The sequence below is a fragment of the Streptomyces sp. NPDC001852 genome, assembly GCF_042891825.1.
Lineage (GTDB): Bacteria > Actinomycetota > Actinomycetes > Streptomycetales > Streptomycetaceae > Streptomyces.
The window spans coordinates 1-25,034 of record NZ_JBIATN010000011.1; the positions used below are offsets into that span (position 1 = coordinate 1).

At 69.5% G+C, this 25,034-nt stretch carries 20 protein-coding genes and 1 pseudogene; 9 read left to right on the forward strand and 12 right to left on the reverse strand.

Translation table 11 applies throughout. The features are described from left to right. Nucleotides 1–208: 208 nt before the first annotated feature. A complete protein-coding gene (locus ACFYZB_RS19995) occupies nucleotides 209–934 on the forward strand; it encodes a dienelactone hydrolase family protein (protein WP_388760161.1) in 726 nt (241 codons plus the stop codon). Between the two features lie 146 nt (nucleotides 935–1,080). On the opposite strand, the gene ACFYZB_RS20000 is transcribed toward ACFYZB_RS19995, so the two are convergent. Together ACFYZB_RS20000 and ACFYZB_RS20005 are read right to left on the reverse strand one after the other, a co-directional pair. Then, complete coding sequence (locus tag ACFYZB_RS20000; RefSeq protein ID WP_388760164.1) at nucleotides 1,081–1,722, reverse strand: nucleotidyltransferase domain-containing protein; 642 nt, start codon at nucleotides 1,720–1,722, stop codon at nucleotides 1,081–1,083. A gap of 502 nt (nucleotides 1,723–2,224) precedes the next feature. Next, nucleotides 2,225–2,685 (reverse strand): annotated as a pseudogene (locus ACFYZB_RS20005) (transposase); the annotation flags it as partial. Nucleotides 2,686–2,817: 132 nt separating this feature from the next. On the opposite strand from ACFYZB_RS20005, the gene ACFYZB_RS20010 reads away from it, so the two are divergent. Beyond that, the gene (locus ACFYZB_RS20010) at nucleotides 2,818–3,579 is read left to right on the forward strand and encodes a maleylpyruvate isomerase family mycothiol-dependent enzyme (protein ID WP_388760167.1); all 762 of its coding nucleotides are present in this window, start codon (nucleotides 2,818–2,820) and stop codon (nucleotides 3,577–3,579) included. A 345-nt stretch (nucleotides 3,580–3,924) separates the two neighbouring features. On the opposite strand, the gene ACFYZB_RS20015 is transcribed toward ACFYZB_RS20010, so the two are convergent. Then, on the reverse strand, nucleotides 3,925–4,194 hold the full coding sequence (locus ACFYZB_RS20015) for a fic family toxin-antitoxin system, toxin component (protein WP_388760170.1): 270 nt from the start codon (nucleotides 4,192–4,194) through the stop codon (nucleotides 3,925–3,927). Between the two features lie 763 nt (nucleotides 4,195–4,957). After that, the gene (locus ACFYZB_RS20020) at nucleotides 4,958–5,932 is read right to left on the reverse strand and encodes a magnesium transporter CorA family protein (protein WP_388760172.1); all 975 of its coding nucleotides are present in this window, start codon (nucleotides 5,930–5,932) and stop codon (nucleotides 4,958–4,960) included. A 311-nt stretch (nucleotides 5,933–6,243) separates the two neighbouring features. Between ACFYZB_RS20020 and ACFYZB_RS20025 the strand changes: the two genes are divergently transcribed. Continuing rightward, on the forward strand, nucleotides 6,244–6,609 hold the full coding sequence (locus tag ACFYZB_RS20025) for a hypothetical protein (RefSeq protein ID WP_388760175.1): 366 nt from the start codon (nucleotides 6,244–6,246) through the stop codon (nucleotides 6,607–6,609). Between the two features lie 211 nt (nucleotides 6,610–6,820). Here the strand turns inward: ACFYZB_RS20025 and ACFYZB_RS20030 are convergent, their stop codons facing one another. Beyond that, nucleotides 6,821–7,132, reverse strand: a complete 312-nt coding sequence (locus tag ACFYZB_RS20030) for a hypothetical protein (RefSeq protein ID WP_388760178.1) — start codon at nucleotides 7,130–7,132, stop codon at nucleotides 6,821–6,823. 310 nt (nucleotides 7,133–7,442) lie between these two features. Between ACFYZB_RS20030 and ACFYZB_RS20035 the strand changes: the two genes are divergently transcribed. Then, complete coding sequence (locus ACFYZB_RS20035; RefSeq protein ID WP_388760181.1) at nucleotides 7,443–8,126, forward strand: alpha/beta fold hydrolase; 684 nt, start codon at nucleotides 7,443–7,445, stop codon at nucleotides 8,124–8,126. Nucleotides 8,127–8,343: 217 nt separating this feature from the next. On the opposite strand, the gene ACFYZB_RS20040 is transcribed toward ACFYZB_RS20035, so the two are convergent. Beyond that, complete coding sequence (locus tag ACFYZB_RS20040) at nucleotides 8,344–8,655, reverse strand: hypothetical protein (RefSeq protein ID WP_388760184.1); 312 nt, start codon at nucleotides 8,653–8,655, stop codon at nucleotides 8,344–8,346. A gap of 49 nt (nucleotides 8,656–8,704) precedes the next feature. Further along, nucleotides 8,705–9,934 carry an IS110 family transposase gene (locus tag ACFYZB_RS20045; RefSeq protein WP_388760186.1) on the reverse strand — a complete coding sequence of 410 codons (1,230 nt, stop codon included), beginning with the start codon at nucleotides 9,932–9,934 and terminating at the stop codon, nucleotides 8,705–8,707. 965 nt (nucleotides 9,935–10,899) lie between these two features. Here ACFYZB_RS20045 and ACFYZB_RS20050 point away from each other — a divergent pair. Both ACFYZB_RS20050 and ACFYZB_RS20055 read left to right on the forward strand, forming a co-directional pair. After that, nucleotides 10,900–11,676 carry a hypothetical protein gene (locus ACFYZB_RS20050; RefSeq protein WP_388760188.1) on the forward strand — a complete coding sequence of 259 codons (777 nt, stop codon included), beginning with the start codon at nucleotides 10,900–10,902 and terminating at the stop codon, nucleotides 11,674–11,676. 1,282 nt (nucleotides 11,677–12,958) lie between these two features. Continuing rightward, a complete protein-coding gene (locus ACFYZB_RS20055) occupies nucleotides 12,959–15,007 on the forward strand; it encodes a HelD family protein (protein ID WP_388760805.1) in 2,049 nt (682 codons plus the stop codon). Between the two features lie 614 nt (nucleotides 15,008–15,621). Here ACFYZB_RS20055 and ACFYZB_RS20060 read toward each other — a convergent pair. Beyond that, nucleotides 15,622–16,710, reverse strand: coding sequence for an alcohol dehydrogenase catalytic domain-containing protein (locus ACFYZB_RS20060; protein WP_388760191.1), 1,089 nt, complete (start codon nucleotides 16,708–16,710; stop codon nucleotides 15,622–15,624). Between the two features lie 101 nt (nucleotides 16,711–16,811). On the opposite strand from ACFYZB_RS20060, the gene ACFYZB_RS20065 reads away from it, so the two are divergent. Then, nucleotides 16,812–17,705 carry a LysR family transcriptional regulator gene (locus ACFYZB_RS20065; protein ID WP_388760193.1) on the forward strand — a complete coding sequence of 298 codons (894 nt, stop codon included), beginning with the start codon at nucleotides 16,812–16,814 and terminating at the stop codon, nucleotides 17,703–17,705. Between the two features lie 517 nt (nucleotides 17,706–18,222). Here ACFYZB_RS20065 and ACFYZB_RS20070 read toward each other — a convergent pair. Together ACFYZB_RS20070 and ACFYZB_RS20075 are read right to left on the reverse strand one after the other, a co-directional pair. After that, entirely contained in the window at nucleotides 18,223–19,098 is an 876-nt protein-coding gene (locus tag ACFYZB_RS20070) for a PhzF family phenazine biosynthesis protein (RefSeq protein WP_388760196.1), read from the reverse strand. A gap of 371 nt (nucleotides 19,099–19,469) precedes the next feature. Beyond that, on the reverse strand, nucleotides 19,470–20,198 hold the full coding sequence (locus tag ACFYZB_RS20075) for a DUF4232 domain-containing protein (RefSeq protein ID WP_388760198.1): 729 nt from the start codon (nucleotides 20,196–20,198) through the stop codon (nucleotides 19,470–19,472). A gap of 248 nt (nucleotides 20,199–20,446) precedes the next feature. Between ACFYZB_RS20075 and ACFYZB_RS20080 the strand changes: the two genes are divergently transcribed. Beyond that, nucleotides 20,447–20,656: a hypothetical protein gene (locus tag ACFYZB_RS20080; protein ID WP_388760201.1), complete on the forward strand. Its 210-nt coding sequence runs from the start codon at nucleotides 20,447–20,449 to the stop codon at nucleotides 20,654–20,656. A 394-nt stretch (nucleotides 20,657–21,050) separates the two neighbouring features. On the opposite strand, the gene ACFYZB_RS20085 is transcribed toward ACFYZB_RS20080, so the two are convergent. Then, nucleotides 21,051–21,773, reverse strand: coding sequence for an LmeA family phospholipid-binding protein (locus ACFYZB_RS20085; protein ID WP_388760204.1), 723 nt, complete (start codon nucleotides 21,771–21,773; stop codon nucleotides 21,051–21,053). 33 nt (nucleotides 21,774–21,806) lie between these two features. Beyond that, nucleotides 21,807–24,035: an MMPL family transporter gene (locus ACFYZB_RS20090; protein WP_388760206.1), complete on the reverse strand. Its 2,229-nt coding sequence runs from the start codon at nucleotides 24,033–24,035 to the stop codon at nucleotides 21,807–21,809. Nucleotides 24,036–24,209: 174 nt separating this feature from the next. Here ACFYZB_RS20090 and ACFYZB_RS20095 point away from each other — a divergent pair, with 174 nt between their 5' ends. Further along, entirely contained in the window at nucleotides 24,210–24,833 is a 624-nt protein-coding gene (locus ACFYZB_RS20095) for a TetR/AcrR family transcriptional regulator (RefSeq protein ID WP_388760209.1), read from the forward strand. The last annotated feature ends 201 nt before the right edge of the window (nucleotides 24,834–25,034 follow it).

Genomic DNA, 25,034 nt, shown 5'->3' on the forward strand with positions numbered 1-25,034 from the left:
TCAGCCCCACGTCACGAGCCCGGGAAGACCGTGAAACGAATCGAAACCCTCACCGAACATGTGCGCCTGAAACAGCAGCGAGGTTAATGATCAAGATTAGAGCCTGTGAACAAACCCCGTGTGGTTCCGGAATACGCCAGAGACCTGCCTTCTGCCAACGGCAGAACACTGGCCCGACCAGGCTCGACGATCACTACAGTCCAGGCTCATGACGACGGTTACAACGCGTACGATCGAATACGCGGCCGACGGCCTGACGATGATCGGGCATCTCGCCCTCCCGGCCGGCGTCGACCGCCGGCCCGCGGTCCTGGTCGGGCCCGAGGGGATGGGGCTCAGCGACGTCGAGTGCCGCCGGGCCGATGCGCTCGCCGAACTGGGATACGTGGCGCTGGCCTTCGACCTCCACGGCGGACGCTATTTGGGCGACCCTGAGGAGATGCTGGCCCGTTGCATGCCGCTGCTCGCCGACCCCGACCGAATGCGAGGCATCGGTCACGCGGCGCTCGACGTGCTCCGCGCAGAGCCGCGGACCGACCCCGACCGGATCGCCGCCGTCGGCTACGGCACCGGAGGCGCAATCGCGCTGGAACTCGGTCGCGACGGCGTCGACCTGCGCGCGATCGCGACAGTCAACGGACTGACCACGGGCCGACCAGGCGAGACGGCGCGCATTCACTGCCCGGTGTGGGCCGGGGTCGGGTCGGAAGACCCGATCATGCCGTCCGTGCAACGAGACGCATTCACCGCCGAGATGCAGGCTGCGGGCGTCGACTGGCGCCTCGTGGTCTACGGCGGAGCCCTGCACGCCTTCCACCACCCACCGGTCGACCACACCGTGCGCCCCGGCGTCGGCTACCACCCGCAGCACGCGCTGCGAGCTTGGCGGGATGTCGTCGACCTGCTCGCCGAGTGCCTGCCCATAACGGAGTGATCTGGTCGGCAACCACGATCCCGGGCCGCAAACCAAGCCGGCCGACCGGGGCTTTTCGGCAACCCGCGAGCGTGCGTGCCGGACGCCGCCGCGCAGATGGGGGCTCGTTCACAGGCTCTTAGGCGGTCACACCAGTAAACCGTTGGCTACAGGCCCGCGATCCAGGGGTGTCCTGGGTGTACGCGGGCGAGTAGCTCGGCCAGGGTCTCGCGCTGAGCCGAGGTCATGCGCGGGAAGGTCGCCTCGAAGTCTGTTTGATCCTTTCGGCGGGCGTGCTTGGCCTTGAACAGCAGGACCAGTTCGGGCGCCAGATACGGGATGCCGTCCTGGGTGTGATGGACGATGTCGCTGTAGGGAAGCCGGATCCTCTCATCGCGTCGGCAGATCCAGGTGTCGCCGTCGTGCGGTTCGCGGAACACGTCGAGCAGGTAGCTTCCGGTGGCCGGCTCGCGGAGCCATGTCTGGTGCAGGGCGGCCAGCACCTCCGGTGTGGCGTCCTCCCAGATTCGGCCGCTGCCTACAGCGTCGAAGACGTATCCGGGGAAGCGGTGGCGGACTTCGGGAAAGCTCGCGGCCGGAATCGCGATCTCGATGTCTCCATGAGCGCGCGTCTGCGTGCCGCGGAACAAGTCCAGCGCCCAGCCCGCGGCCACGTACCAGGGCGTGCTGATCCCGGCCAACCGCTGCGCGACCTCACTCGGGGTCCAGCATGATGACCACCTGGCGGGCAGAGCTTCGATCTCGTCGGGTGACAGCTTGATGCCGCCGCTGGGTAGTTCCTCGCTCACCGACGGAATCTATCAGCGGGCTCGAAGGGTCCCTGGCCGTAGTCGATGAACGCGATGAAGGAGTCCTGGAGTTGTACGCCGCTGGTGATCACAGCCGGTCACCAGCGGGCTGGGTTCCTCGGGGAACCGGCGACAGTTGAATACGCGAGCCCGCCAGTATCAACCCCCTAGCCGTGCTCAGCGATGTCCTCCAGCACCGATTCCCACGCGGACACGCCTGTGCCAGGGACGAGGCCGAACCGGGAGACTCAGGCAGCCACGGGGGCGGGCGCGCACGGGCCGGGGTGTCTTGGGCGGGGCCGACAACTGCTAAGCGTCCAGCACCGCGCGCTTGAGCTCCACCAACGTCTGAACCGACTGATCATCATCGACTGGCCCCAGCCGCTGTTCCAGCACCTCCATTACGCAGGGAAGGTTTTCGGACCAGTAGGCCAGCGGCCAGCCGATCAGGCGGTCGAGGAATTTCAACGGGCGCCGGCTGGCCGTACCGCCGTCCTCGATCGCGCGGCGCCCCGCGTAGAGCCGCTCGAAGCTCCAAAGGACCGATGACGTGGTGCTTCGAGCCGGGCCGGGCACGGTCGACCGGGCTCGGCCCGGTTTTGGGTCGCCCCGACGGGCCTGGTGGTGGGGGCCGTCGATCACCGCGCGGGACCAGTCCAGCTTCCCGGCACGGTGCAGCTCGGTCAGCAGCACCTGGTGCAGCCGGTCCCACACCCCGCCCTCGTGCCGGTCCCGCAGCCGGCGCCAGCAGGTCATCCCGGACCCGAAGCCGAGCTCCTGCGGAAGCCACTCCCCCTGGATCCCGGTGTTCAGCACGAACAGGATGCCCTGCTGGCAACCACGGTCGTCCAGTGGCAGCCGGCCGGGATGGCGCGGACGCCGCTGCCTGACCGGCAGCAACGGCTCGATCCGCCCCCACAGGTCATCCGGCACCATCCACGGAGGACCGTTCCCCTCCCCCATGACTCGTTCAACGAGCCGGCCAAGAAGGGGATATGGCTACGCCCAGGCTTTCCATTGGGTGCTCTAACTCCCGCAGCTGACGGCCTGGAAAACAGGGTGCAGTCGGCTGAGCTGGGGTGATAGGTAAGCGATGTGACAGAGAGCCTTGAGTATTCCGCCCTGCTGCAACTGATCGACGAGCGTTCGGCCGCGTTCCGGAGTGCGGTTGCCGCCGCGCCCAGCCTTGACGCGCCGGTGCCGTCCTGCCCCGAGTGGACGTTGTTCGACCTGGTGCAGCACCTGGGTACGGGCCAGCGCTGGTGGGCCTCGATCGTCGCCGCGGGCCCGGCCGAGGCTCCGCCGGCCAAGGATGCCGCGGAGGTGCCGCGCGAGCTCGAGGCGCTGCTGGCCTGGTACGCCGAGTCGAACGAGCTGCTGCTGAGTGCGCTGCGCGAGGCCGGCCCGGAGCGCGAGTGCTGGGCGTGGTGGGGCGCCGGCGTGTCGCCGGCGAATGCCTGGGGCGTTGCCCGGCGCCGGGTGCACGAGGTGCTGGTGCACACCTACGACGCCCAGCTCGCCGCAGGCGCCGTGCGGCCGATGCCGGCGGACGTCGCGATCGACGGCGTGGCCGAGTTTCTCGACACCTGCAACTCCACCCCGGCGGCCTGGCCGCACGAGGCCGCCACCATCCACTACCACGCCACCGAGGGCCGCTCCTGGCTCCTCGCGCTGGACGGCACCGGCGCCTGGCCGGCACCCCTCACGGACGACGCCGCGCCCGCCTCCGCTTCGGCCACGGGCACGGCCGAGCAGCTGCTCCTCTTCGTCTGGGGCCGCCTCACGCTGAGCGACCTGAAGATCGAGGGCGACCAGCAGGTGTTCGAGCAGCTGATCGCCTGGGAGCCCGAGGAGTAGCCAGCCAATACCGCCAGCGGACGGCCTCGATGACGTCCGCGTCGGTGAAGATCGCGAACAGCTCCGCCTCCGCGCGGCGGACGGCCAGTACGGACTCGTACAGCTCGGGCCCGAGCGCTTCCCGTAGCACTGCCGACTCAGCCGGGAAGGGGACATGGCTACGACCAGGCTTTCTGTTGGGTGCTCTTGAAGGAGCGGGTCGCCTGCGGCCGCCCCCTCTGTGCCAAGGGCGACGTCCTCGAAGGACTCGGACCACATTGGTGGCTGCCTCGGCACGCAGTATCCCTCCGATTCGAAGAGCGCCACGTGGCGTGGTCCGAGGCGATCACCCGCCCGGTTCGGGATTCAGGGTTTCCAGGTGCGCAGGAAGGACGCGATCCGGGCGGCGGTGCAGCGCGGGTTGCTCAACTCATGGGCGAGTGCAGTGAGCTGCTCGCGGGTGGGGTTGACCGGGAAGTTGCCGGCCTCGATCTCGTAGACGGGATGCTCGAGGAGTTCGCCGCGGTGGCGGGCGACGGCGGCGATGGGCACGCCACAGCCGTCGGCCGCCGGGGCGCGGTACCCGGCCCGTTCTCCCACCTCGAGGATCCAGGATTCGTCGACGTGCAGGATCACGCAGCGTCGCCCGGCTGCCGCTGGTCGTAGGGAGCGTCGAGCTGCTCCTCCAGATCATCGAGGAACGTGCCGTGCTCATCGATGAGCCGCTGGGCACCGCCATGCCGGCGGCACGGACACCGGTGGTGCCCTCGATGATGAGCCGCTCCACGTATGTGTTGAAGTCCAGCCGCCGGGCGCGCGCGGCGGCGTTGCCGGCCTCCAGTACGTTCTCTTCCAGCCTGACCTGCGTCTGCTTCTTAACGGAAGTCACACCAGAATGGCAGCAGGGTGGTAGCAGGTGGGGCGGCTCCGTGCCCCGGTCCACGAACTCATTGCGTGGACAGAGTTCTGGACCACCCCTGCGAGCGCAGGGATGGTTCCAAGCCCGGTCGTTTCAGTCACTGCCTGATCGGCTGCTCCGCGCTCATGCGGCATGGCGTCAGCGGATCGCGACGCGTGATGCGGGAGTTCCGCGGCTCACCGCCCCAAGAGGATGGTTCCTGGTCCATCGGCCAGTCGTACCCGCTCATCGACAGCTGAAGCACCCCGCTCAAGCGGGGATGAACCGGTTCGTCTTCGCGGGTCATGGGCTGATCCTGCCCGCCCCCCAGCGCGTGCGGGGATGATCCCGGGGACGGAGGGTTATCCCCGCGGAGCGCCGTCCTACTCACCGCGCCCTCCCGTGGGCCGCAGGTCGTCGCCGCAGGAACGCGTCCCGCATGAAACCGGGAGATGGGCTGTCCCACACCCTGTCGGCCAAGGCCCTCGCTGCGGCGAGGAGTCAGATCCAGTCCTTGCGCTTGAAGGCCCAGTAGAGCAGGGCGGATGCGAGGACCATGACGCCGGTGGAAGTGAGGAAGCCGGTATGGGTGTTGACGCCCGGATATGGAACGTTCTGTCCGTAGAAGCCGGTGACGGCGGTGGGTACGGCCACGATCGATGCCCAGCTGGTGACCTTCTTCATGATCAGGTTCATGCGATTCCCCTGAACGGTGAGGTTGGTCTCCATGATGGACGTGATCATGTCGCGCAGCGACTCGGTCCATTCGGTGGCCCTGAGGACGTGGTCGTACACGTCCTGGTAATAGGGAAGCAAGGGCTCGGCAACGACGTGCAGGTCGCGGCGGAGAAGGCTGTTGACCACCTCCCGCATGGGCAACACCACGCGGCGCAGCTTGGTCAGGTTCTTGCGCAGTGCGTAGGAGTCCCGCTGGACGGAGTCCATCTGCTCGCGCCCCTCGTCGAAGAGTAGATCCTCCACTGCTTCGATACGGTCGTCGAGGTCCTGCACGGCGGCGAAGTGCCCGTCGACTATGTGGTCGAGGAGTCCGTGCAGCAGGAATCCCACTCCGTATTTGGCGAGATCGCTGTTGTTGTCCCAGCGTTCGACGACCTTCTCGATGTCGAACCGGTGGTCGGGGCGGATGGTAATCAACGCCGTGGGCGTTATGAATACGGACAATTCACTCGCGGTCAGCTGCCCACTGGTCTTGTCGGCGCTGATGGCATAGGCACTGAGGAAGGCATGGGTGCGGTAGCGGTCCAGCTTGGGCCGCTGGTGCTCTTGACGGGCGTCCTCCACCGCGAGCTCATGCAGGCCGAACTCCTCGCTGATCATCGCGAAGTCGTCGGAGCATGGATCGCACAGGTCGAGCCACACTGCCACGTCCGGATCGTTCACGTATTCCGAGATGTCAGCGGTCGGAAAGTCCTCCAGGATCAGGGAGCCGTTGCGGTAGAGCCGTGTACGAGTCATGACGGCGCACCCTAAGCCGCCCTGGTAAGAAGCCCGTCTCCTTCTTGCGGTCCAGGGGCGCGAAGGCTTCGCAGACTCGGCAGCCCATGCGGATGGTGGGGCGACGCAGGCATTGGGCAGGTCAGGCCGAGGCCGCTGACGTGGGCGAGCCGGTGAGCCTGCCGGGGTCGACGTCATGGCCGACGGCCATGGCGCGGTGGCGCGATGACCGCCCGCACTCGCGGAGTTTGGGGCGGAGCAGCGCTCCCAGGCACACCTCGTGACGCGTTACTGCCGTTTCACGCGCCTGGGTCTCCGAAGCCGACCTCGCGGTGGACTCCGGCCAGGCCCTCCTGGATCTCGGCGACACTACCCGCGCCCACAATCTCATCACCGAGGGCGAACGGCTGCTGCCGTCGGCCCGGGACATGACCCGAAGTGTGTTCCTCACCCACCGCGCCGCGAGCTACCTCGATCTGGAGGAACCCGAACACGCTGCGGCCGCCGCCACCCAGTCCCCGCTTCTGGCCGTCGCATCGACGCACCCCGCCGCCTCAGCCTTGTCGACGACCAGGACGACGTGCCGTTCGCCCAGCGCGACCACCGACACCGTGCCCGCCCCGCCGCCCTGGACGACCGGACCCGGCAGCAGTGGCTCGCACTCCCCACGCGCCTTCCCCGCGGGCACCCGACGTTGATCAGCCAGGCATGGCTCGTCGACCCCCGCCGCTCGCGCCGGCCGGTCCAACTGCTCGTGCGTGAGTACTTCGCCCGCAGCCACCACTGGGACGCCGTGTGCGATGTCCTTGACGCGGTGCTGGACAGGCTCGACACCACTGAGCACGTGGCCGCCATCGCCAGAGCCTGCATGCCGCCCCCAAACACGCACCTGGTACGCCCAGTCCTTGGTCAGTCCAGGTTCGTCGGCCGCTGCCACCGTCCAATTGCCCGAAGGGCCAAGACAAGCACAGTGACGGCCAGCACCAAGTTGAGAGTGTCCACGATCACGACGACGGGGTGGGGCGCCTTCAACAGTCCCGGCATCTCAGCGCCGCTCATCCCCAGCCCCATAAGGAGAGGGAGCCATGTCTGGAAGAAGCGCATGCCCTGGTGGGGATCCGCTCCCCTCCGCCCCTTGCCTTCCATCCACCTGCTGCCGAGTCCCGCGAGCAGTAGCGCGCACCCCATCGCGAGTACGGAGAGGTCCATGTACCGCAGCATGACAGCTCCCTTGATCGTCGGCAGGATCATCTTCTTGTAAGGCGACCACGGTCAAGAGGCGGACATCTCGCCTCGCAACCTGGACTCTTTGGGTCCGGGAAGCTGCGCGCCCCATCCCCGGCGTTGCCATGGGTGGCTGCTGACCACCGCCGCTGTCCGTGGCCGTTGATGTCAACGCTGGATGTCAGCGGAACAGCTCCTGCACCGAACGTGGCTTCCAAGATGAGGGGCGCTCGTGCTCTGACCGGATAGGTTCGCCGGGCTGGGGTCGGGGCTGGTCTGGCGCCTGTGAGGCTGCCATCTTGTGATCATGAGGACGCATGTTCTGGAGGCTGGCGAGATTGGTTGTCCGGCCTTGGTCTTGGTGCACGGTGCCGGGCAGGGCGGTCGGATGTGGCGACGTCAGCTGGGGGCGTTGTCCGATGGCTTTCACGTCGTTGCGCCGGATCTGCCGGGGTTCGGCGGCTCGCCGAGCCCGTTCAGCTTGACGGCGGCGGTCGAATCCGTCACCGAGATCGCCCGAGAGCTACGGCTGGTTCACCTGTGCGGCCACTCCCTTGGGGCGATCGTGGCCGCGCGGGTCGCAGCTGAGAACCCAAACCTCGTTGCCCGGTTGATCCTGTCCGGGGGACCTGAGATCGCACCGGGCACGACGTCACAGCGGCGGCTTCGGATCGAACGGCATCGACCCGGCTGGCTGGTCCGCGCGATCTCCGACCTGCCCGATTGCAATGGATGGATCGACATGCTGGCGGCTCTGCAGACGAGCGACCTCTCCCGCGTACTTCCGCAGATCGCCGTTCCCACACTTGTGCTGTGCGGAAAGCGGGATCGCGCCAGTCTGCCGGACGCCCGACGGACCGCAGCGGCCATCCCGGGCGCCCACCTGGCCGTGGTTCCGCACGCCGGGCATCTCCTGCCCGTGACGGCGCCGCACGCCTTCAATGCCATAGCCCGGGGATTCCTCAACCCGGGATGCCGGCAGACGCGGTGAGGGCATCGTGATCCGGTACTGCTTCATCACGCGGCGCTGAGTGATCGCCCGCCCCAGCGGCTGCCCTTTTCGCTTCGGTTGCGGGCGCGTTCCTCGTGCTGGGCAGCGAGTACGTCGGGGTGGCGGGCGTTGGCGTTGCGCCAGCGCAGACACCTCAGGCGGTTAAGCAGTCAAGCGGCTGCGGGCGGTGGTCTGCCCCAGTCGAACAGGCCGGTGGTCAGACGCTGGCGAAGGCGGCCAGGAGTGTGTCTGTGCGGAACTGAAGCTCGGGCGTCCCGGCTCCTATGACGCTGACGGACACTTCCTCGCCACCGACGGCTTGAGCGAGGACGACTTCCAGAGTGGCGCTCGTGCCAACCAGGGGATACGAGTACCAGCCATTGGGTGCTTCGTCGTTGGTGTGCTGAACACCGGCTTCGATGGCTTTCCAGTCCGTTTCATCGAAGGCGTATCCGGCGTAACGGGACAGCAACTCAAGGAAAGCACGCAGGTTGCGGCCCCAAATCCATCCGGCGATCGACTCGGTCATGCGTCCCCTGTCCCTGTGAGAGGGCCAGCATGGCAGACCTGATCTGCTGTCAGGCTGCGGCAGCGAGTTCGATGGGGAAGGCGGTTTGCTCGTCGAACAGCTTGCGGTGCTGTAGGCAGTGGTAGAGCTGGCCGATCAGGCGGTTGAACAGGTTGCGCTGGGCGGCGGCGTGCCAGTCTCCGTGGTCGTCGCGTCGGCGGCGGCAGTGGGCCTTGGCGCCGGGTGAGGCGGTGATGGCGGAGAAGGCCCATAGGTAGCCGGCGTGGTTGAGGCGGTCGTTCTTCACCCACCGGCGGGTGATGGACGACTTCTTGCCGGAGGCGCGGGTGATGGGTGAGGAGCCAGCGTATGCCTTCAGCCCGCGTGCGTCGGCGAACCTGCTGCGGTCGTCTCCGATTTCGGCGAGCACCCGGGCACCGAGCTGGACGCCGAGACCAGGGAAGCTGAGGATCACGTCAGCGTCCGGGTGCTGAGGGAAGACTTCCTCGACCGCCTTGGCCAGGTCGTCGGCTGCGGTGCAGGCAGCCTCCAGTTGGACCAGTAGGGCCAGCATCTGTTTGCCGAGTGCGTCCTCGACCAGCGGTGGCTGGTGGGCCCACTCGGTCCGGAAGACCTCGCGGAGCCGCTCGGCCTCGGCTTCGATGCCGCGCTTGCGGCCAGCGCGTTCGAGCGCGGCCTGGACCTGCGTGCGGGTCAGCCGGGCGGCCCTGGTGAGGGTAGGGGCGGTCCTGAGGAGTTCGCGGGCCTCAGGCCGGCACAGGCCGTTGCTCCACTTGGCGAAGGCGTCCAGGGCGGCCGGGTAGTACTCACGGAGCAAGGACCGGAGCTGGTTGGCGCACTGTTGCTTGTTCCAGGTCGCGTCCTGCTGGGCGCGGGCGAGGACGGCGACGGCCTGGGCGAGGTCGCTGTCCTGGGGCAGGGGGCGGTGGGCGTGCATGTCGGTGCGGAGGATGTTTGCCAGCACCAGTGCGTCGCCGGGGTCCGACTTCTTGCGGGAGACGCTGTGGCGATCGCGGTAGCGGGCGGCGGCCATCGGGTTGATCGCGAAGACCTGCCGCTTGCCGGTCCGTAGTACCGCGACGAGCAGGCCGCGTGAGGTCTCGATCGCTACCGGGATCGGATCCTCCTCGGTGTCACCGTACTCGGCAAGCAGGTCCAGCAGGATCCGGTATCCGGCCGCGTCATCGGTGATGTGCCGCTTGGCCAGCAATTGCCCGGTGTCGTCGACGAGGGCGACGTCGTGTGTGCGTTCGGCCCAGTCGATTCCGCAGTAGATCAAGTTGCTCCTCCCCTGAGCATTAACTGTTTGCGCTGGTCACGAGCGCATGCGGGCCACGCAGCGACCTAATTCAAGGACTCGACCCCATGGCCGGTCCACCACCTCAGCAGCCGTTCGTGGCACCAGCTCACCCCACGGGCCCCGGTCTATGCGGGAGCTCGAACGGCTCGGGCGATTCGAGAGGTCACCGTGCGGCGGGCTCGCACCGCGAAGATCAACGAGGGAACACAGCAACAGGTGGTGGCGGCCGCGAGGGCACCGGACGCCACCGCTCTGCGCTGAGGCGTCAAGGCCCGGTAGGCATACAGGCATCCGCCCGGCGACCACGCGACCGCCACCACCGCGAGCGTGAGGGCCGGCCGCACGGTCTAACCAGAGGCTTCGCGAGCCCAGCTCCGAGAAGGCGTGATGGCCCTCACCACTCGAACATCCCTGGAACGGCACCCCGCCGTCCCTGGTGCTGTTACCAACGAATTAGGTAGGCGTGCAGGTCCCGGGTCTGCACGGTGCGGTTGGGGGTGGTTGGAGTCGGCGATGGTGAACTGCCACAGCGAAGATCGGTGGGCCGTCGGGCTGGGCGGCGCGGATCGGCTTGAGCGCGGTCAGCGTCTTCGCTGCACCTTTCCTGCGGCGGTTGACGCCCCACAGGGTGTCGTCGCCGATCAGCAGCAACTCTTCCTCCAGGTCAGTTACTTCAACGACATGCACCCTGCGGAAGACACAGCACGCGGCCTGATGGAACCAGTGCTCACGCTCTTCTCGGCGGGCACGAGAGGGGAGCCCCACTGGCCTGGAGTCTCGTGAGCGATCAACGCCGTGACCTGCGGCCGGGCCGTCAGCAGTTGTCGGCGTCTGTCGTCGTTGGCCGCCCTCGGACGGCCCAGTGACGGCCCAGTGACGGCCCCAGGGTGCTGGGTCAGGGCCATCGACGCCAGGGCTCCGCGGTGTCTGGAACCATGCCGGTCATGAGCACGTGGACGTCCATGACCGTGGCAGAGCAGGCGCTGCTGCGCCGAGCCATGCAGAAGCACCAGCTGGCCGGCATGGTGCAGTACTACGGAGCGGCGCTGCGCTGGGCCGGTGACTCTGAGGCCCCGCCCCCGCGTAGCTATAGCCGAGCGGAAGCGCGGGAGCTGGTGCCGCGGCTGGCCGAGGCAGCCTTGGGCCTGGTCGAGCGGGAGCTGCTGGACGTCCGCCAGGCGTCCGGCCCCTGGCCCGCTCCCTCCGACCCGGTCTTGAGCCGCCGGGAGCTGCACGGGGTGCTGACCGACCCGGACCAGTGGATCCCGACTGAGCCATCCCCGGACCGTATCTGGCTGTCGGTGCCAGAGGCCGTCGACGCACGTTTCAGGGCCGACGCCTTCCCGGCGCCACGGTCGGGCGGGTTCCCGCCCGCGGAGGAGCGGACTGCGGTCGAGGAAGAACTGCTGGTCTGCACCTACGAGGTGAGCGGCTGGCTGACCGGCCCCTATGGCGTCCTGCGGAGCCCGGAAGCGGAGTGGAGCCTTGAAGAACGCCTCGCCTGGGTCGAACCGCAGGTCGCGCCGTTGGTCCAATGGGTCGACAAGGGCTGGATCGAGGTGTGCTACGTCTCTGATCCGAAGAAAGGCCACATGGTCATACCTGCCGGTGAGGTCCTCGCCACCCTGGCCGACCCCGCCGTCTGGCACGAGGACGAGGACTGGGGTGCGGGCGTCACCTGTTGCTTCACGGATGCCGGCCTGGGGGCCTGGCGCGCCTGACCACCACTGCCCATCGTGCTGAACGAGCGCCCTCGCGCGGCCAGGGACGGCCCGAGCGGGGGGTGTCGCGGTGGGCCCCTCGATGCGAACTGCGGGCGCGACGGTCGGTGAGGTTCGCTGGGCCGGCCAGCGGCGTACGCGGAGGAATGGCCGACTGCGATCGCGCCGGTTGCTGTACTTCGCTGCTGTACGGCAACCAGCTCCACATCATCGGTCCTGCCGCCGCCGTCCACGACGCAACCCGCCGGCACTGGCGACGGCGAAGTACCAGCGACCATGCGCTCCGCGGGCCCGGCCAAGAAGCCATTGGATCATCATGCACCCGACGTGCCGGCGACCACAGTCCCCCTCGCTTCTCCTACCAGCCGTGCGGGGGCGACGGACCGCCCCGGACGTCGCGCCACGTCGCCAGTTCGGAAGACCGCGTATGCGGACGCGGCGTGACCTGGCAAGGCGCTGACCTGCGCGTTCCTGGGGCCTCTCGCCGTCATTCCACGGCATGCCCCGTTGGTCGCCGCCCCGTCGGGCACATCGGCGGCACGAACCTCGACCCTGGATGCCGTCAGCGGTACGGGCGGCCCGACTGGTCATGACTGGGCGCCGTGAGGTCCACCCAGATCCAAGGCTTCTCAAGTTCGTCCGCAGTACCCGGAGCAACTGGGCGGTCCTGATGAGCCTCGCGTACTGGGTGTTCGGCGAAGACGCGTAGGCCCTACCCGACACAGCCGGCTCTTCGGGCATGGTGCTTCCCCACCGCGGGTGGGTATTCACGAGCAATAGCGGCCTCGGCGAACCGAACGCCGCCGGGACAGAACAGTGAGCGTATTCGTCACACCATGCCCCACCGCGGCGCTCTTGCGTTGCCGAGCGGGCTACGCCGACGCGGGATGGTGATCCGGGCCTCCGCCATGAGGATCCCAGTCGGCGTCGTCGGCGGTGAGCCGGTCTCCGGCCCAGGGGCCCGGGGTGGTCGACAGCTGACGGCCACCGAGAGGGCTGTCGCCTCGGTTCTCTTCAGCCTGGGATCCAGCCCGATCGGCTCCTCAACCCGACAGGGCAGGAAGGTCACCCTGCGCGGGAACGAAGACCCAGCGTGATCAACGGCACAAGTCGGAACGGCGCAATACGCCTGGCGGTCGACTCGGACAAGTAAGTCAAGCCTTACTTTCAGGGGAATTTGACTGCAGAGTGGGGGGCCGAGGCGAGAGGAAGGCTGCAGTTGTCGCAGTTCGATGAGGGTGCCGCAGGGCAGGTCGAGGTGGAGCAGGCCCACGTGTCCGCCATGTACGGGCTGCTCGATGAGCAGATGGCGGATGTACGGGTCGAGTTGGCGGACGTGCTGAGGGCATCGGCCGACGGCGCGGGCGAGGTGTACGCGCGCGATGTGGCCGCAGCGCGTCTGTCGCGGCAACTTCGCCGACTGGAGGGCGCCGAGGAACAGCTGGTGTTCGGCCGGATCGACGGCGCGGACGGGACCGTCCTGCACATCGGACGGCTCGGCCTGCATACGGATGACCGGGACCTGCCGCTGCTCGTCGACTGGCGAGCGCAAGCGGCTCGCCCCTTCTACGCGGCGACGGCCGTCCATCCGATGGGACTGCGCCGCCGTCGGCACCTGCGCCTTGTTCACCGCACGGTCCAGGCGGTGAACGACGAGCTACTGGACGGATCTGCACCCGCAGCCGGCGACGTCGTCGGCGACAGTCCGCTGACGGAGGCGCTGGAGGCACGGCGCACGGGGCGGATGCGTGCGGCGGTGGCGACGCTGCAAGCGGAGCAGGACGCGATCGTCCGCTCCCCTCACCAGGGGGTCACGGTGGTGCAGGGCGGACCTGGCACGGGAAAGACCGTCGTCGCCCTGCACCGAGCGGCTTACGTGCTGTACGCCTTCGCGCGGGCCGCCGAGAGCGGTGTCCTGGTGCTCGGGCCGAACGCGCGGTTCCTCGACTACATCTCCCGGGTGCTCCCCTCACTCGGGGAGAACGACGTGCTCCTGGCCACATGCGCGGACCTGACCGGGATGGCGCCCGAGACCGTGGAGCCGTCGGACGTCGCCCGGCTCAAGGGAGACGCGGCTCTGGCTGAGGCATTGGCGCACCTGGTGCGTTCCCGGCAGGCACCACTGGACCACGGGTTCGCGGTGCGCGTGGGGCAGGAATGGGTTCGCCTGAAGAGCGAGGACATCGCGGCGGCGCGGGAGGCCGCGGCAACGAGCGGCCTTGCGCACAACCACGCGCGGGAGGTGTTCAAGGACCACCTGATCAGCACAGTCACAAGTTCGCTGGAGTGTCGCACCGTCGCGGCCCTCGAGCACATCGACGCCGAGACCGCCGAGAACACCGGCCTGGATCTCGATGCCGCGGCCGTGGCCGACCTGCGTGCTCTCGGCTTCGGCGTCGACGACGCGCCGGCCGCGGACCCGGCCGAGATCTTCGACGCGGACGCTCTCCGTGCAAACCTCAAGGGCGACGCCTACGTGGACCGCGCGGTGGAGGTCCTGTGGCCACGGATGGCGCCCGAAGAGGTCGTCCGGGATCTGCTGACGGACGCTCGCACGATGACCACGCATCTGTCGTCGCTCACCGACGACGAACGTTCCCGGCTACTGCGTTCTCCTGACGATCCGTGGACCGACGCCGATGTCCCGTTGTTGGACGAAGCGGCCAACCTGGTGGACGGGCCGCCGGACCGTACTTTCGGGCACGTCGTCATCGACGAGGCCCAGGAGCTGACCGCCCTGCAGTGGCGGATGGTGCTGCGCCGTTGTCCGGCCAGATCGATGACGCTGGTCGGCGACTTCGCACAGGCGGGCCCCACGACGGCAGCGAGCGACTGGTCCCAGGCGCTGGGTCCGCATCTCGGCAACCGTTTCGTCCTGCACACCCTCACCGTCAGTTACCGCACGACGCACGAAATCCTGGCGCCCACCCACGACCTGCTCGCACGGATCGCACCGGATCAGACACCAAGCCGTTCGATCCGCCACGGCGCCCCTCCACGGCACCTCACCGCCCGCCCGCACACCGTCACCAGCACCGTGACCGAGGAACTCCGGGCGCAGGCCGCAGCCCACCCGGGCGAACTGCTCGCCGTGATCTGCGCGGATGCCCGGATCAAGGACATGGCATCTGCTGGTGTCGCCCAGTGGGCGCGCCTGGTGCCGGCATCCGAGGCCCGGGGCCTGGAGTTCGACGCGAGCGTCGTCGTCGGCCCGGAGGAGATCGCCGCCGCCCGTCCCAGCGGCGAGCGGGACCTCTATGTCGCCCTCACCCGCGCCACCAAGAGGTTGTGCACGATCGCTGTCCACCCCGTGTCACAGTGCGCCTCATAGCTCTCTCTGGCGGACCGAGAGCTGCCTGGATGGTCGTGGGGCGAGTACCACTCCCTTCCACTCGGCGTACACTCCGGTCCCTGCGTGGGGCAGTGACCGCTTCGGCCTTCAGCACCTCGGCGCGCGTGTTGCAGCCGTCCTTGTCAGCGTCGATCCAGTGCCTGAACTTCGTGCGCTCATAACCGGTGTGGCCCTCAGCGCGGACCGGGAGTGCAGCCAGGAGGTCGCGAGCGGGAGCGGTGACAGTCTCACCCGGTACCGCGGCCGCCGGGGCGGCGTGGGTAGTCGTCGGGATCACAGGGCGGCGAACGCAGCAGCAGCTGCGGCGGTCGGGGCGAAGCGCATGAGACGGAGACCTATCGAAGATCACGAACAGTTCGCGATCTTCGTACCGGCCCCCAGCGCCGACCCGCCGGAACCCCGAACGGCTTTACCCGATCGGGCGGTAGGCGCGATAACCAGCCTGCCACACACGCCGCCAAGTGGTCGACGCTGGCGGCTTCGCCAGGAAGCAGTAACCGGCCGAGCCCCGAGTTCACGTCAAACAGCGGGAGTTTGGCCGCCTGTGCTCGTAAGGATGGCGGTCGTGCGGATGGTGGGATCAGTGGGCCTGGTCAGCCAGCCGGTGGGGTGAGGCTGGTTCGGTCGAACGGGCCAGCGTGCGCGGCGGCGTACGCGATGGCGTCGTTGACGGCATCGAGGCTGAACGACCGGACTCGTTCCGGGGCGAGATCCAGAGTGCCCGAGGCCAGGAGCCGGATGATGCCGACGTTGGCTGTGCGCGGGTACATCCACTGCCCGCGCACGGTAATCGAGTTGCGCATGATCCATGGGTACGGCAGTGCGAAGTCGTCGCCACCGAGCATGCCGACGCCGCCCATGAGGACGACGCGGCCGTATTCGCGAACGGTCATGGCCGCCGCGCGCGAGGCCGAGCTGGGTGCCCTCGGCGGGAGCAGGTCGATCACCATGTCGATCGGGCCGTCGGCCGCCGCTGACATCGCCGCGCGGTCGGTGGCCTCGTCTCCGGTCAGTGGAACCGGGCGCAGCCGCGGACCGAACCGGTCGGCGAGGAGGTCGAGCGCGGCCCGGTTGCGGCCCGGGGCGACCACGCGGCCCGCTCCCATCGCGAGCGCTACCGCGACCGCGCTGCTGCCGAGGTTGCCGGTGGCCCCGCTGACGAGCAGCGTCTCGCCGGCTGCGAGCCCGCCTGCCAGCAGCCCGCCGTAGGAGATGACGTGCACGGTGAGTGCGGCCCAGCGCGCCGGATCGTCCCCTGCCACGGTGGGCAGCGGGAAGACGTTCTCCGTCGGGACCCGCATGAGCTCGGCGAACGAACCGTCGTGCAGGTATCGGGCGAGCCGCGCGCCGCCCTCGCCGCGCGAGCTCCAGCCCTGGAGCGTGATGTCGGGCGTCAGGGCGTCGTCCCGTGAGCGCACCGTCGAGTCGCACCACACCAGGTCGCCGACGCGCAGTCGGGTGGCGTCCGGGCCGACGTGGATGATCCGCCCCACGCCGCCGACACCGGGCACGACAGGAGGGACAAGGGGGTAGTTCCGCTTGCCGCCGAAGACTTCGGCCGCGTAGGGCGCCACGCCGGCGGCCAGGACCTCGACCACCACCTCACCGCCCCCGGCCTCGGGCGCGGGCACCTCCCGCACCGTGAGCGGGGCTCCGAACTGCGTCAAGACCGCTGCTCGCACCTGATGACCTCCGTGTTCGTCCGACCTCCGGGGATCGACACTAGGAGCTGGGTGGGCATGCGGGAAGCGATGATCTGGCATGTGTGGTATGCGTATGTCGCATGGACGTCTCCAGCGCGGGACTGCGGGTCCTGCGGCAGATCGCCGAGTCCGGCAGCTTCACCGCGGCAGCTGCCCGACTCGGCTACACGCAGTCGGCCGTCTCACGCCAGGCCGCCGCCCTCGAACGCAGCGCCGGCACCACCCTGTTCGAACGCCGCCCAGACGGAGTACGGCTCACACCATCCGGCTTGACCCTGCTGCGGCACGCCCACACGGTCCTGGCCTCGCTCGCAGCGGCCGAGCGTGAGCTCACTGGCGCCGTTCCGCGGACCGAACTGGTGCGGCTCGGGGCAGTCCCGAGCGCGGGCGCCGTGATCCTGCCCGCCGCACTCGCACACCTCGCGGCGGCCGACCCGCAGATCACGGTCACCACCCGCGAGGGCACCACGCCCACCCTGATCCGGGCGCTGCGCGCGGGCTCGCTCGACCTCGCCGTGCTGACGTCCCGCCCACCCCACCGGCCCTTCGACGGCGACTCGCCGCGCCTGCACGTCGAGACCGTCGCGGACACCGAACTGGTCGTGGCGGTGCCCTCGACCGCAGAGTTCGCCGGACGCACCACGGTGCACGTCGACGAGTTGGTCGATGCCGCGTGGATCGCCACCCCGTCGTCGAGCGCTGAGCCGCTGCTCGGCGTCTGGCCCGGCCTACCCGGACGGTCTCGCGTCATCCACTCCGCGCGCGACTGGCTGACGAAGCTCCAGCTGGTCGCCGGCGGCTTCGGCGTGACGACGGTGCCGTCCCCGCTCTCACCGGTGCTGCCGCCCGGGGTGACCCTGCTGCGCGTCGACGGCGCACCCCCCGAGATCCGCCGGGTGCTCGTGGCACGCCTCCCCGGCCACCCGCCCCCGGCGATCACTGCCGTCATCCGAGCGATCACTTCGACCGCCTGAACCGCCGCCAAGGCCGCGCACGATCGCGTGTACCCCTTCCCCCTCAGGGTGGGCACCACGGTCACCGTCGGCCTGTCCTTCGCGGTACTGGCGATCGGCTTCACCGTCGTCGCGGGCCTGCACCCACTCCTCACTCGCCGCGGCCGCGCACAACGGCCGCCGGCAGCCGGCCTTCCGACACGGCTGGGCGCGCGCTTTCGAGGCACCAGCCAAGACGGACACGCTGTCGACCTGGTACTGACGGAGATCCGCCGCTACCCCATGGTGACGGTCGACGAAGTGGGCGCAGAGCCTCAGAGGTCACGAGGACTGTCCGGGCACTCCGGCCCTTTTGAGTACGAGACAGAGTAGGGCGACGGTGCCGTCGGCCCGGGTGGCGGTGTTCGGACGGCTTCATGAACAAGTAGCCCGCCGCACAGCGCGGGTCGCCTCCTCCGCACCCGGAGGAGGCGACCTCCGCGCCTTTCACCCGGAATGAGCCGACACCACCAGAGCACCCACCTACCTGCGCGGGCTCTCAGCTGATACGAGTCCCTGCGCCGCCGACACGGACGCGCGGGTCACCCTCGCGCAACGTCACCGTGAGCTCGCCGGGGCGGCCCATGTCTTCGCCCTGATGCAGAGTGAGGACAGCGTCCCCGGGAACCAGGCCGAGTTCACGGGCGTAGGCACCGAACGCGGCGGCCGCAGCGCCGGTTGCCGGGTCCTCCACGACGCCGCCGACGGGGAACGGGTCCCGGACATGGAAGACGGTGGCCGATTCCCGCCACACCAGCTGGAGCGTGGTCAGGTCCAAGCGGTGCATCAAGGCTTCGAGGCGCGCGAAGTCGTACGCGAGATCTGCCAGACGCTCGCGCGTCGCCGCCGCGAGAACGAGATGACGGGCACCGGCGAACGCCACATGGGGCGGGAAGGCCGGGTCGAGATCGGCGGCCGGCCAGCCGAGCGCGGCGAGTGCCTCCGTGAGGTCGGCGTCGGCGATCTCCTCGATGTGCGGCTCGACACTGGTGAGTGTGGCCCTGACCGTGCCGCCCTCTTCGGCCACCTCCACCGGCACGGTGCCGGCGCGCGTCGCGAATACCAGTTCCCCGGGGCCTGTCCGCTCGGCGAGCGCGACGGCGGTCGCGACGGTGGCGTGTCCGCAGAACGGCACCTCGGCCTTGGGGCTGAAGTATCGGATGCTGTACGCCCGTCCCTCCTGGCCGCCGAGGCCCTCCGGAGGCGCTGTCAGGAAGGCGGACTCGGAGTATCCGAGGCCGGCGGCGATGGCCAGCATGTCGCTGTCGTCCAGGGCGGTGGCGTCCAGAACAACGCCGGCGGGGTTTCCGCCCTCGGGGACGCTGGAGAAGGCGGTGTATCGCAGCACCTCGGGCTGCGGCGCGTTCGTCGTCATGCCCGTAGCAACGACAGTCGGCCACCTGCTATTTCACAGAAGCAGCCGAACCGAGGACGCGGGCCCGCACTCCCCCGGCGTCGGCCCCGCCACCAGAAGGAATTGAGCCGTGGCCACGCGACCCCGGGCCACCCTTCGAACAGTGGCCGGGCCTGGCACCGCAGATGCCGTCCACGTCCGCAGGCCCGATGCCGGCCGAGGCTGCGGTAAGCCTGCCGGGCTGGCTCATTGAGGCCGGCCGGTTCGGGCTGGACGAGTGCCGCCTCGCGCTCGTCCCTGCCCGTCGCGGCATCCGAACTCACGTGGACCCGTGCACGGCACCGCGGCATGGCGTGGCCTGGTGGCCGGAGCACCACCGTTGGCATGGCGTACTACGACGCACTTCCCGAGCCGGGCTGGACCGCGCTGACGCTCAGGAGGCCGACCGTCCCGGCGCATGCCGTCGAGGTGTAGGCGACGTAGATCGGGGTCGTCTGGCCCGGCGGGTAGACCTGCAGGTACTGCGCGGCGGTCGGGTGGCACTGCGCCGTAGGGTAGTTGCCGGCGTCCGTGATCCGCAGCAACACGTTGCCGGTGGCCCTCGGTGCCAGCGTCACCAGCGCGCGGGGGGCGGTGGTGTTCCGTGTGGCGGCCGGGCCGATCTGACGGACCGGGCTGCCTCCGGCGAGTGACACCCCGGGGTAGCCATACAAGGTGCAGGTGCTCTGGGAGATGTTGGTGAAGTCGATCACCTGGTAGACGCTGCCGGCGGTGCCCTGGCTGACACCCGCTCTGGCATTCAGGTAACGGGTCGGGCAGGCGGCGGTGGGTCTGTAGGTTGTTCCGGCCGGTTGCGCCTGGGTGTTGGTGCCCGAGCTGCCGGCCTGCGCCGTGTTGGTCGCGGCTGGCGTTGTCGCAGCTGGCGCGCCAGAAGGCGTGGCCGCAGCGGTGCCACCGGAGGTGGCGGCTGGCGTTGTCGCAGCTGGCGCGCCAGAAGGCGTGGCCGCAGCGGTGCCACCGGAGGTGGCGGCTGAGCCCGCGCTGCAGCCGGTGGCGAGCACCGCGACGCAGGTGAGTGCGGTGGCCAGGAGTACTCGCCGGAGCGTGAGTGGAGATGACATCGCGGTTGCCCTTCTGCTGCGCACGGCGGCTTATCGGCCGTGTGACACTCAGGACGCCGCAGGTGCCGCGCCGGTTGTACCGGACGCGTCCCAACAGTTTCACTGTCATGTCACGCCACTCGGCGGCCTGGACGGTGCAGCGCCCTGACTGCCTGAGCAGGCGCGCAGGCCGAGACAGAAGCCGTTCGGCCCGCGGTGCGTGAATCAACGCTCCCGGGCTTCCGGCCTTGTGGCAGGCCGGGGCGCCGGTGAGGCACTGGTCTTTCCTTGTCCGGCTCCACCTGGAGGCCGGCCGCACGCTGCCGATGGATCCGGGCATCGTCGTACACCAGGGCGAAGACACCGGCCGGTGGCTCCGCGCGCAGCGCCTCGGCTTCGACGAACTCACCACCGTCCAGCAGCGGATGTGCGAACACATCCTTGGAATCGACCCCGCCGGCGAGGACGAGAAAACGTAGCCACGCCGAACGCAGGCCGAGAAGTGGGCCATGAACCACGCGCCGCGAACCAGTTCTACGAACGCGAGGGACACCTGCACCTACCCCGCAAGCACGTCGAACGGACCGTCGGCAACGGCCAAGAGGCATGGGAGCTCCGGCTCGGGACATGGATCGGGAACCAGCGGAGCAGGGCTGCGACGCTCTCGCCTGTAGCGCGTGGAGCAGGTGTCCGCCATCGGCATGCGCTGGATGTGGAGGAGCGTGTGGCATTGCGGCGTTGGCGGGGGCGATCGTCAGGCCGTGTTCGCGGCGGCCGGCCGTCCGGGGGCCGGGCAGTGTGGTCGAGTTCTGGCGTTGGCCGTCCGCGGCAGGCGCCCAGGGGCCTTCTCCCGGGCAGCCGCCGCCCGGACGGTCAGGAGGCTTTCCCTCCCGCGCTCGGTGTCGGCCCGGCAGCGATGGAGAAGCCGAGGGCAAGGCCGTCGTCGGCGGCGTGCACCGATGCGAGCGCAACGCCGTGGGGCAGTGCGGTGACAGCCACGGTCATGGGACCCAGCTCGTCGCGGAGTCCGGAGGTGCCCGGCAACGCGGCGAGGTCGTCGACGGCCACGCTTCGACCGAGGACGCTCACCGTGGTGGGCGTGATGGTGAAGGCGTGCGCGGTCGTGGCCAGGGTCGCCCGCACGGTGACTGGCAGGCCCAGGCGGCCGACGCTGCCTGCGAGGATCAGGTCGCCGTCCTCGCCGCCGGCGGTCAGGCCGTTGCCCAGCGCGCCCAGGCGCCGGGTCACCTGGTCGTATCCGACGATGGCGGTTGCGGTACCGCCGGCGCTGTCGCCGTTCGTCGTGACGTCTTTGAGGCGGACGGTCACATCCAAGACAGCATGCTGACGATGCACGCCTTTCGCGTGCACTTCGACGTCTCCGACCTCCCCTCCCAGGGTGCGCAGGCCCGCGAGGGGGGTGGTGAGGTCGGCGTCCACCGGGCCGCCCGGCTTCAGCCGGCGTGCGGCCTGGGCGACGATGCGCTCCTCGGTGCGGTGCTCGATCCAGAGGTCGGTCGCGCTGGTGAGCAGGGCCAGGGTCGCAGCGGTGCCGGCCAGGACCAGGCGGGTCCTTCCGCGGGGGTTCGGTCTCACGTCGTCACTGCTCCGGATCGGGTCGGCGGGTGGTCAGGCGTGCAGGCGCGGGAGGACCCGGTCGAGCCGGCGGGGTATCCACCAGTTCGCCCGGCCGATGAGGAACATGGCGGACGGCACCAGGATCAGGCGGACCACCGTGGCGTCGACGATCACGCTGATCGCCAGCCCCAGGGCGAGCATCTTCACGACCACGGTCGGTGAGGCGGTGAAGGACAGGAACACCGCGGTCATGATGAACGCGGCAGCGGAGATCACACGCGCCGTCGCGGACAGCCCCTCCCCCACGGCGAGCCGGTTGTCGCCGGTGCGGTGCCAGGACTCGGCGATCCGCGACAGCAGGAAGATCTCGTAGTCCATGGACAGCCCGAAGACGATCGCGAACATCATCATCGGCACGTACGACTCGATGGGCACCGGCTCCGAGAGTCCCAGCAACGAGTCGCCCCATCCCCACTGGAAAACCGCGACGAGCACGCCGTAGGACGCGGCCGTGGTGCACAGGTTGAGCGCCACGGCCTTGAGCGGGATCACCAGGCTGCGGAAGACCGTCATGAGCAGCAGGAAGGCGAGGAGCAGGACGATGCCGATGACGATGGGCAGCCGTTCGCCGACCGTGTCCCGGAAGTCGGCCTGGCCGGCCACGGTGCCGGTGAGATAGGCCTTGGCGCCCGTGCCGTGCAGGGCCTTCGGCAGTGTCCGCCCGGAGAGGGTGGCGAGCAGGTCGCCGGTGGCGGCGTCCTGTGGGCCGGTGGTCGGGGTGAGCGTGGTGACGAGGATCCTCCCGTCGGCGCTCGCCCTGACGGGGGTGAGGGCGGCCACGCCGTGGGTGGTTCTCAGGGCCGTGGTCATGTCGCGCGTGATCCGGTCGACGGGCGCCGTTGCGCCGCTGATGTCGACGACGGTGTCGATCGGGCCGTTCGCCCCCACTCCGAAGCCCTGCCCGTCGGCGTGCGCGATCCAGTCGTAGGCGGTTCGGGTGCTGCTGCCGCGACGGTCGGCACCGGCGTCGACGTGGCCGAGGCGCATGGACAGCAGGGGCAGGGAGCACACACCGAGGACGACGACGCCTGCGGCGAGAAACGTCCACGGGCGCCGGGCGACGAGGTCGGCGTAGCGGTTCCGGCCGTCGTCGGCCCCTTTGCCCTCGGCGACCGGGCGGCGCAGCCGGAACCGGTCGATGCGGCTGCCCACCAGCCCGAGGGCCGCCGGTACGAGGGTGAGGGCGGCAGCGGCCGTGACGACGACGGCCAGGGTGGCCGCGAAGCCGATCTTGCCGATGAAGGTCAGCCCGCAGGCGTAGAGGCTGAGCATGGCGACGGCCACGGTCACAGCGGCGACGAGCACGGCACGTCCGCTGGTGTGCGCGGTGCGGGCCGCGGCATCGGCCGGGTCGCGCCCGTCGATGAGGTCCTGTCGGAAGCGCGTGGTCAGGAACAGGGCGTAGTCGATGCCGACGCCCAGGCCGATCATGCCCGCCAGGGTGGTGGCCGAGGTCGCGAAGGAGAGCGTGGCCGCGACGATGCCCACGATGCCGAGACCGACCCCGACGCCGATCAGCGCGGTGATCAGCGGCAACAGCGCGGCGAGGACACTGCCGAAGGCCAGCAGCAGGATGACGAGGGCGGTGACCACGCCTATGCCCTCGCTCAGCTTGTCGTCGGCCGGTGCACGCACCACCTGATCCAGATCGCCGCCGTAGGCGACGCCGAGCCCCGCCGTCCGGGCGGGGCCGGTCGCCTTGTCCAGTCGCACGGTGTAGTCGTGGCCGAGGTTCTTCAACTGCTCGTCGAAGGAGACGACGGTGTACGCGGTGCGTCCGTCGGAGCTGGTGACAGGCGCGGAGACGGCAGTGACGTGCGGCAGATCCCGCAGGTCGGACAGGGTCCGCTCGAGCGCGGACCGCTGGGCGGCCACGGCGCCGGAGCCGGTGTGGAACACGACCTTGCCGACCGGCCTGCCCTCCTCGGGCATCGAGGTGGCGAGGAGATCCGCGCCGGTGTGGGAGGCGGTGCGGGGCAGGCTGACCTGGTCGCTGAAGGTGGGTGCGGCCAGATGCCGTCCGGCCAGGGCGGCGACGAGGACCAGCAGCCAGGCGGTGATCACGGCTGCCGGGTGCCGGGCGCAGAAGCCGCCGAGGCGGCCGAGTCCGCGGCGGGCCGCGGCGAAGTCCGTCGCCGGCTGGGCGGCGGTGTTCGTCCCGCCCGGCGCGGGTGGGTGGTGCAGTGGTCGGGCCACCATGGCCTCCAGGAAAAGTGTCACGAGTGACAGAAACTCTAGAGAGGAAGTGGCATGGATGACAATTGGCACAACTGTCATTTGCGACTGCTACGCTCCCCGGGTGCACACAGCACGTCGGTCGCGGGGGCGGCACGTTCAGCCGTGGTGACATGTGTGTCAATTGACAGTCATGACACCTGGGGGGAGGCTTCTGCCATGCCCAATGAGATCGCCCCCGCCGGACTGCGCGAACGCAAGAAGGAGGAGACGCGGCACCGCCTGCTGGAGGGGGCCGCGCACCTGTTCAGGGAACGCGGCTTCGAGGCCACCACGGTCGCGGACATCGCCGCATACGCGAACGTCTCCGTGCGCACCTTCTTCCGCTACTTCGAGAGCAAGGAGGCACTGCTGCTGCCGGACGGCATCGAGATCTTCGCCTACGTCGAGAACGCCCTGGCCCGTCGACCGGCGGACGAGGAGCCCCTCGACGCGGTGTGCAACGCCCTGTTGGAGGCGGTCGAACCGTTCGCCGCCTCCACTCTGACCGCCCTCAGCCATCCGGTCCAAGGCATCGAGAACGTCGTCACGGCCCGGCTCGTGCAGGCCTTCTCCGACTTCGAGGAGCGGCTCGCCGTTCTGGTCGAGCGCAGGCTGCCGCCGGACACGCCGGACGCCGACCTCACGGCCGCCGTGGTCGCGTGCGCCGCCCTGTCCGCGGTACGCGCCGTACTGCGCACCCGCAGGGCGCGCCGGGCGTCCGGCCTCATGGACACAGGCCCGGCACCCCTGCTGCGGGCCTTCGGGATCCTGCGCGAAATCGGCTCACCCGAACGGCCCTGACAGCGGGAAAGGCTCCGGCGACCGGGTCCCGGCCGGCACCCCCGCTCCGGCCCGGTGGCGCTTCAGCTGTGCGGCCCCCCCAGCATCACGCCCGGCTAGCGGCGACCGGACTCCGGACGCGTCTGCCGGCCGTCGGCGTGGACGTCGGCGGCGAAGGCGATTCCATACATGAGCGGCAACAGGTCGTCCCAGGTGACCACG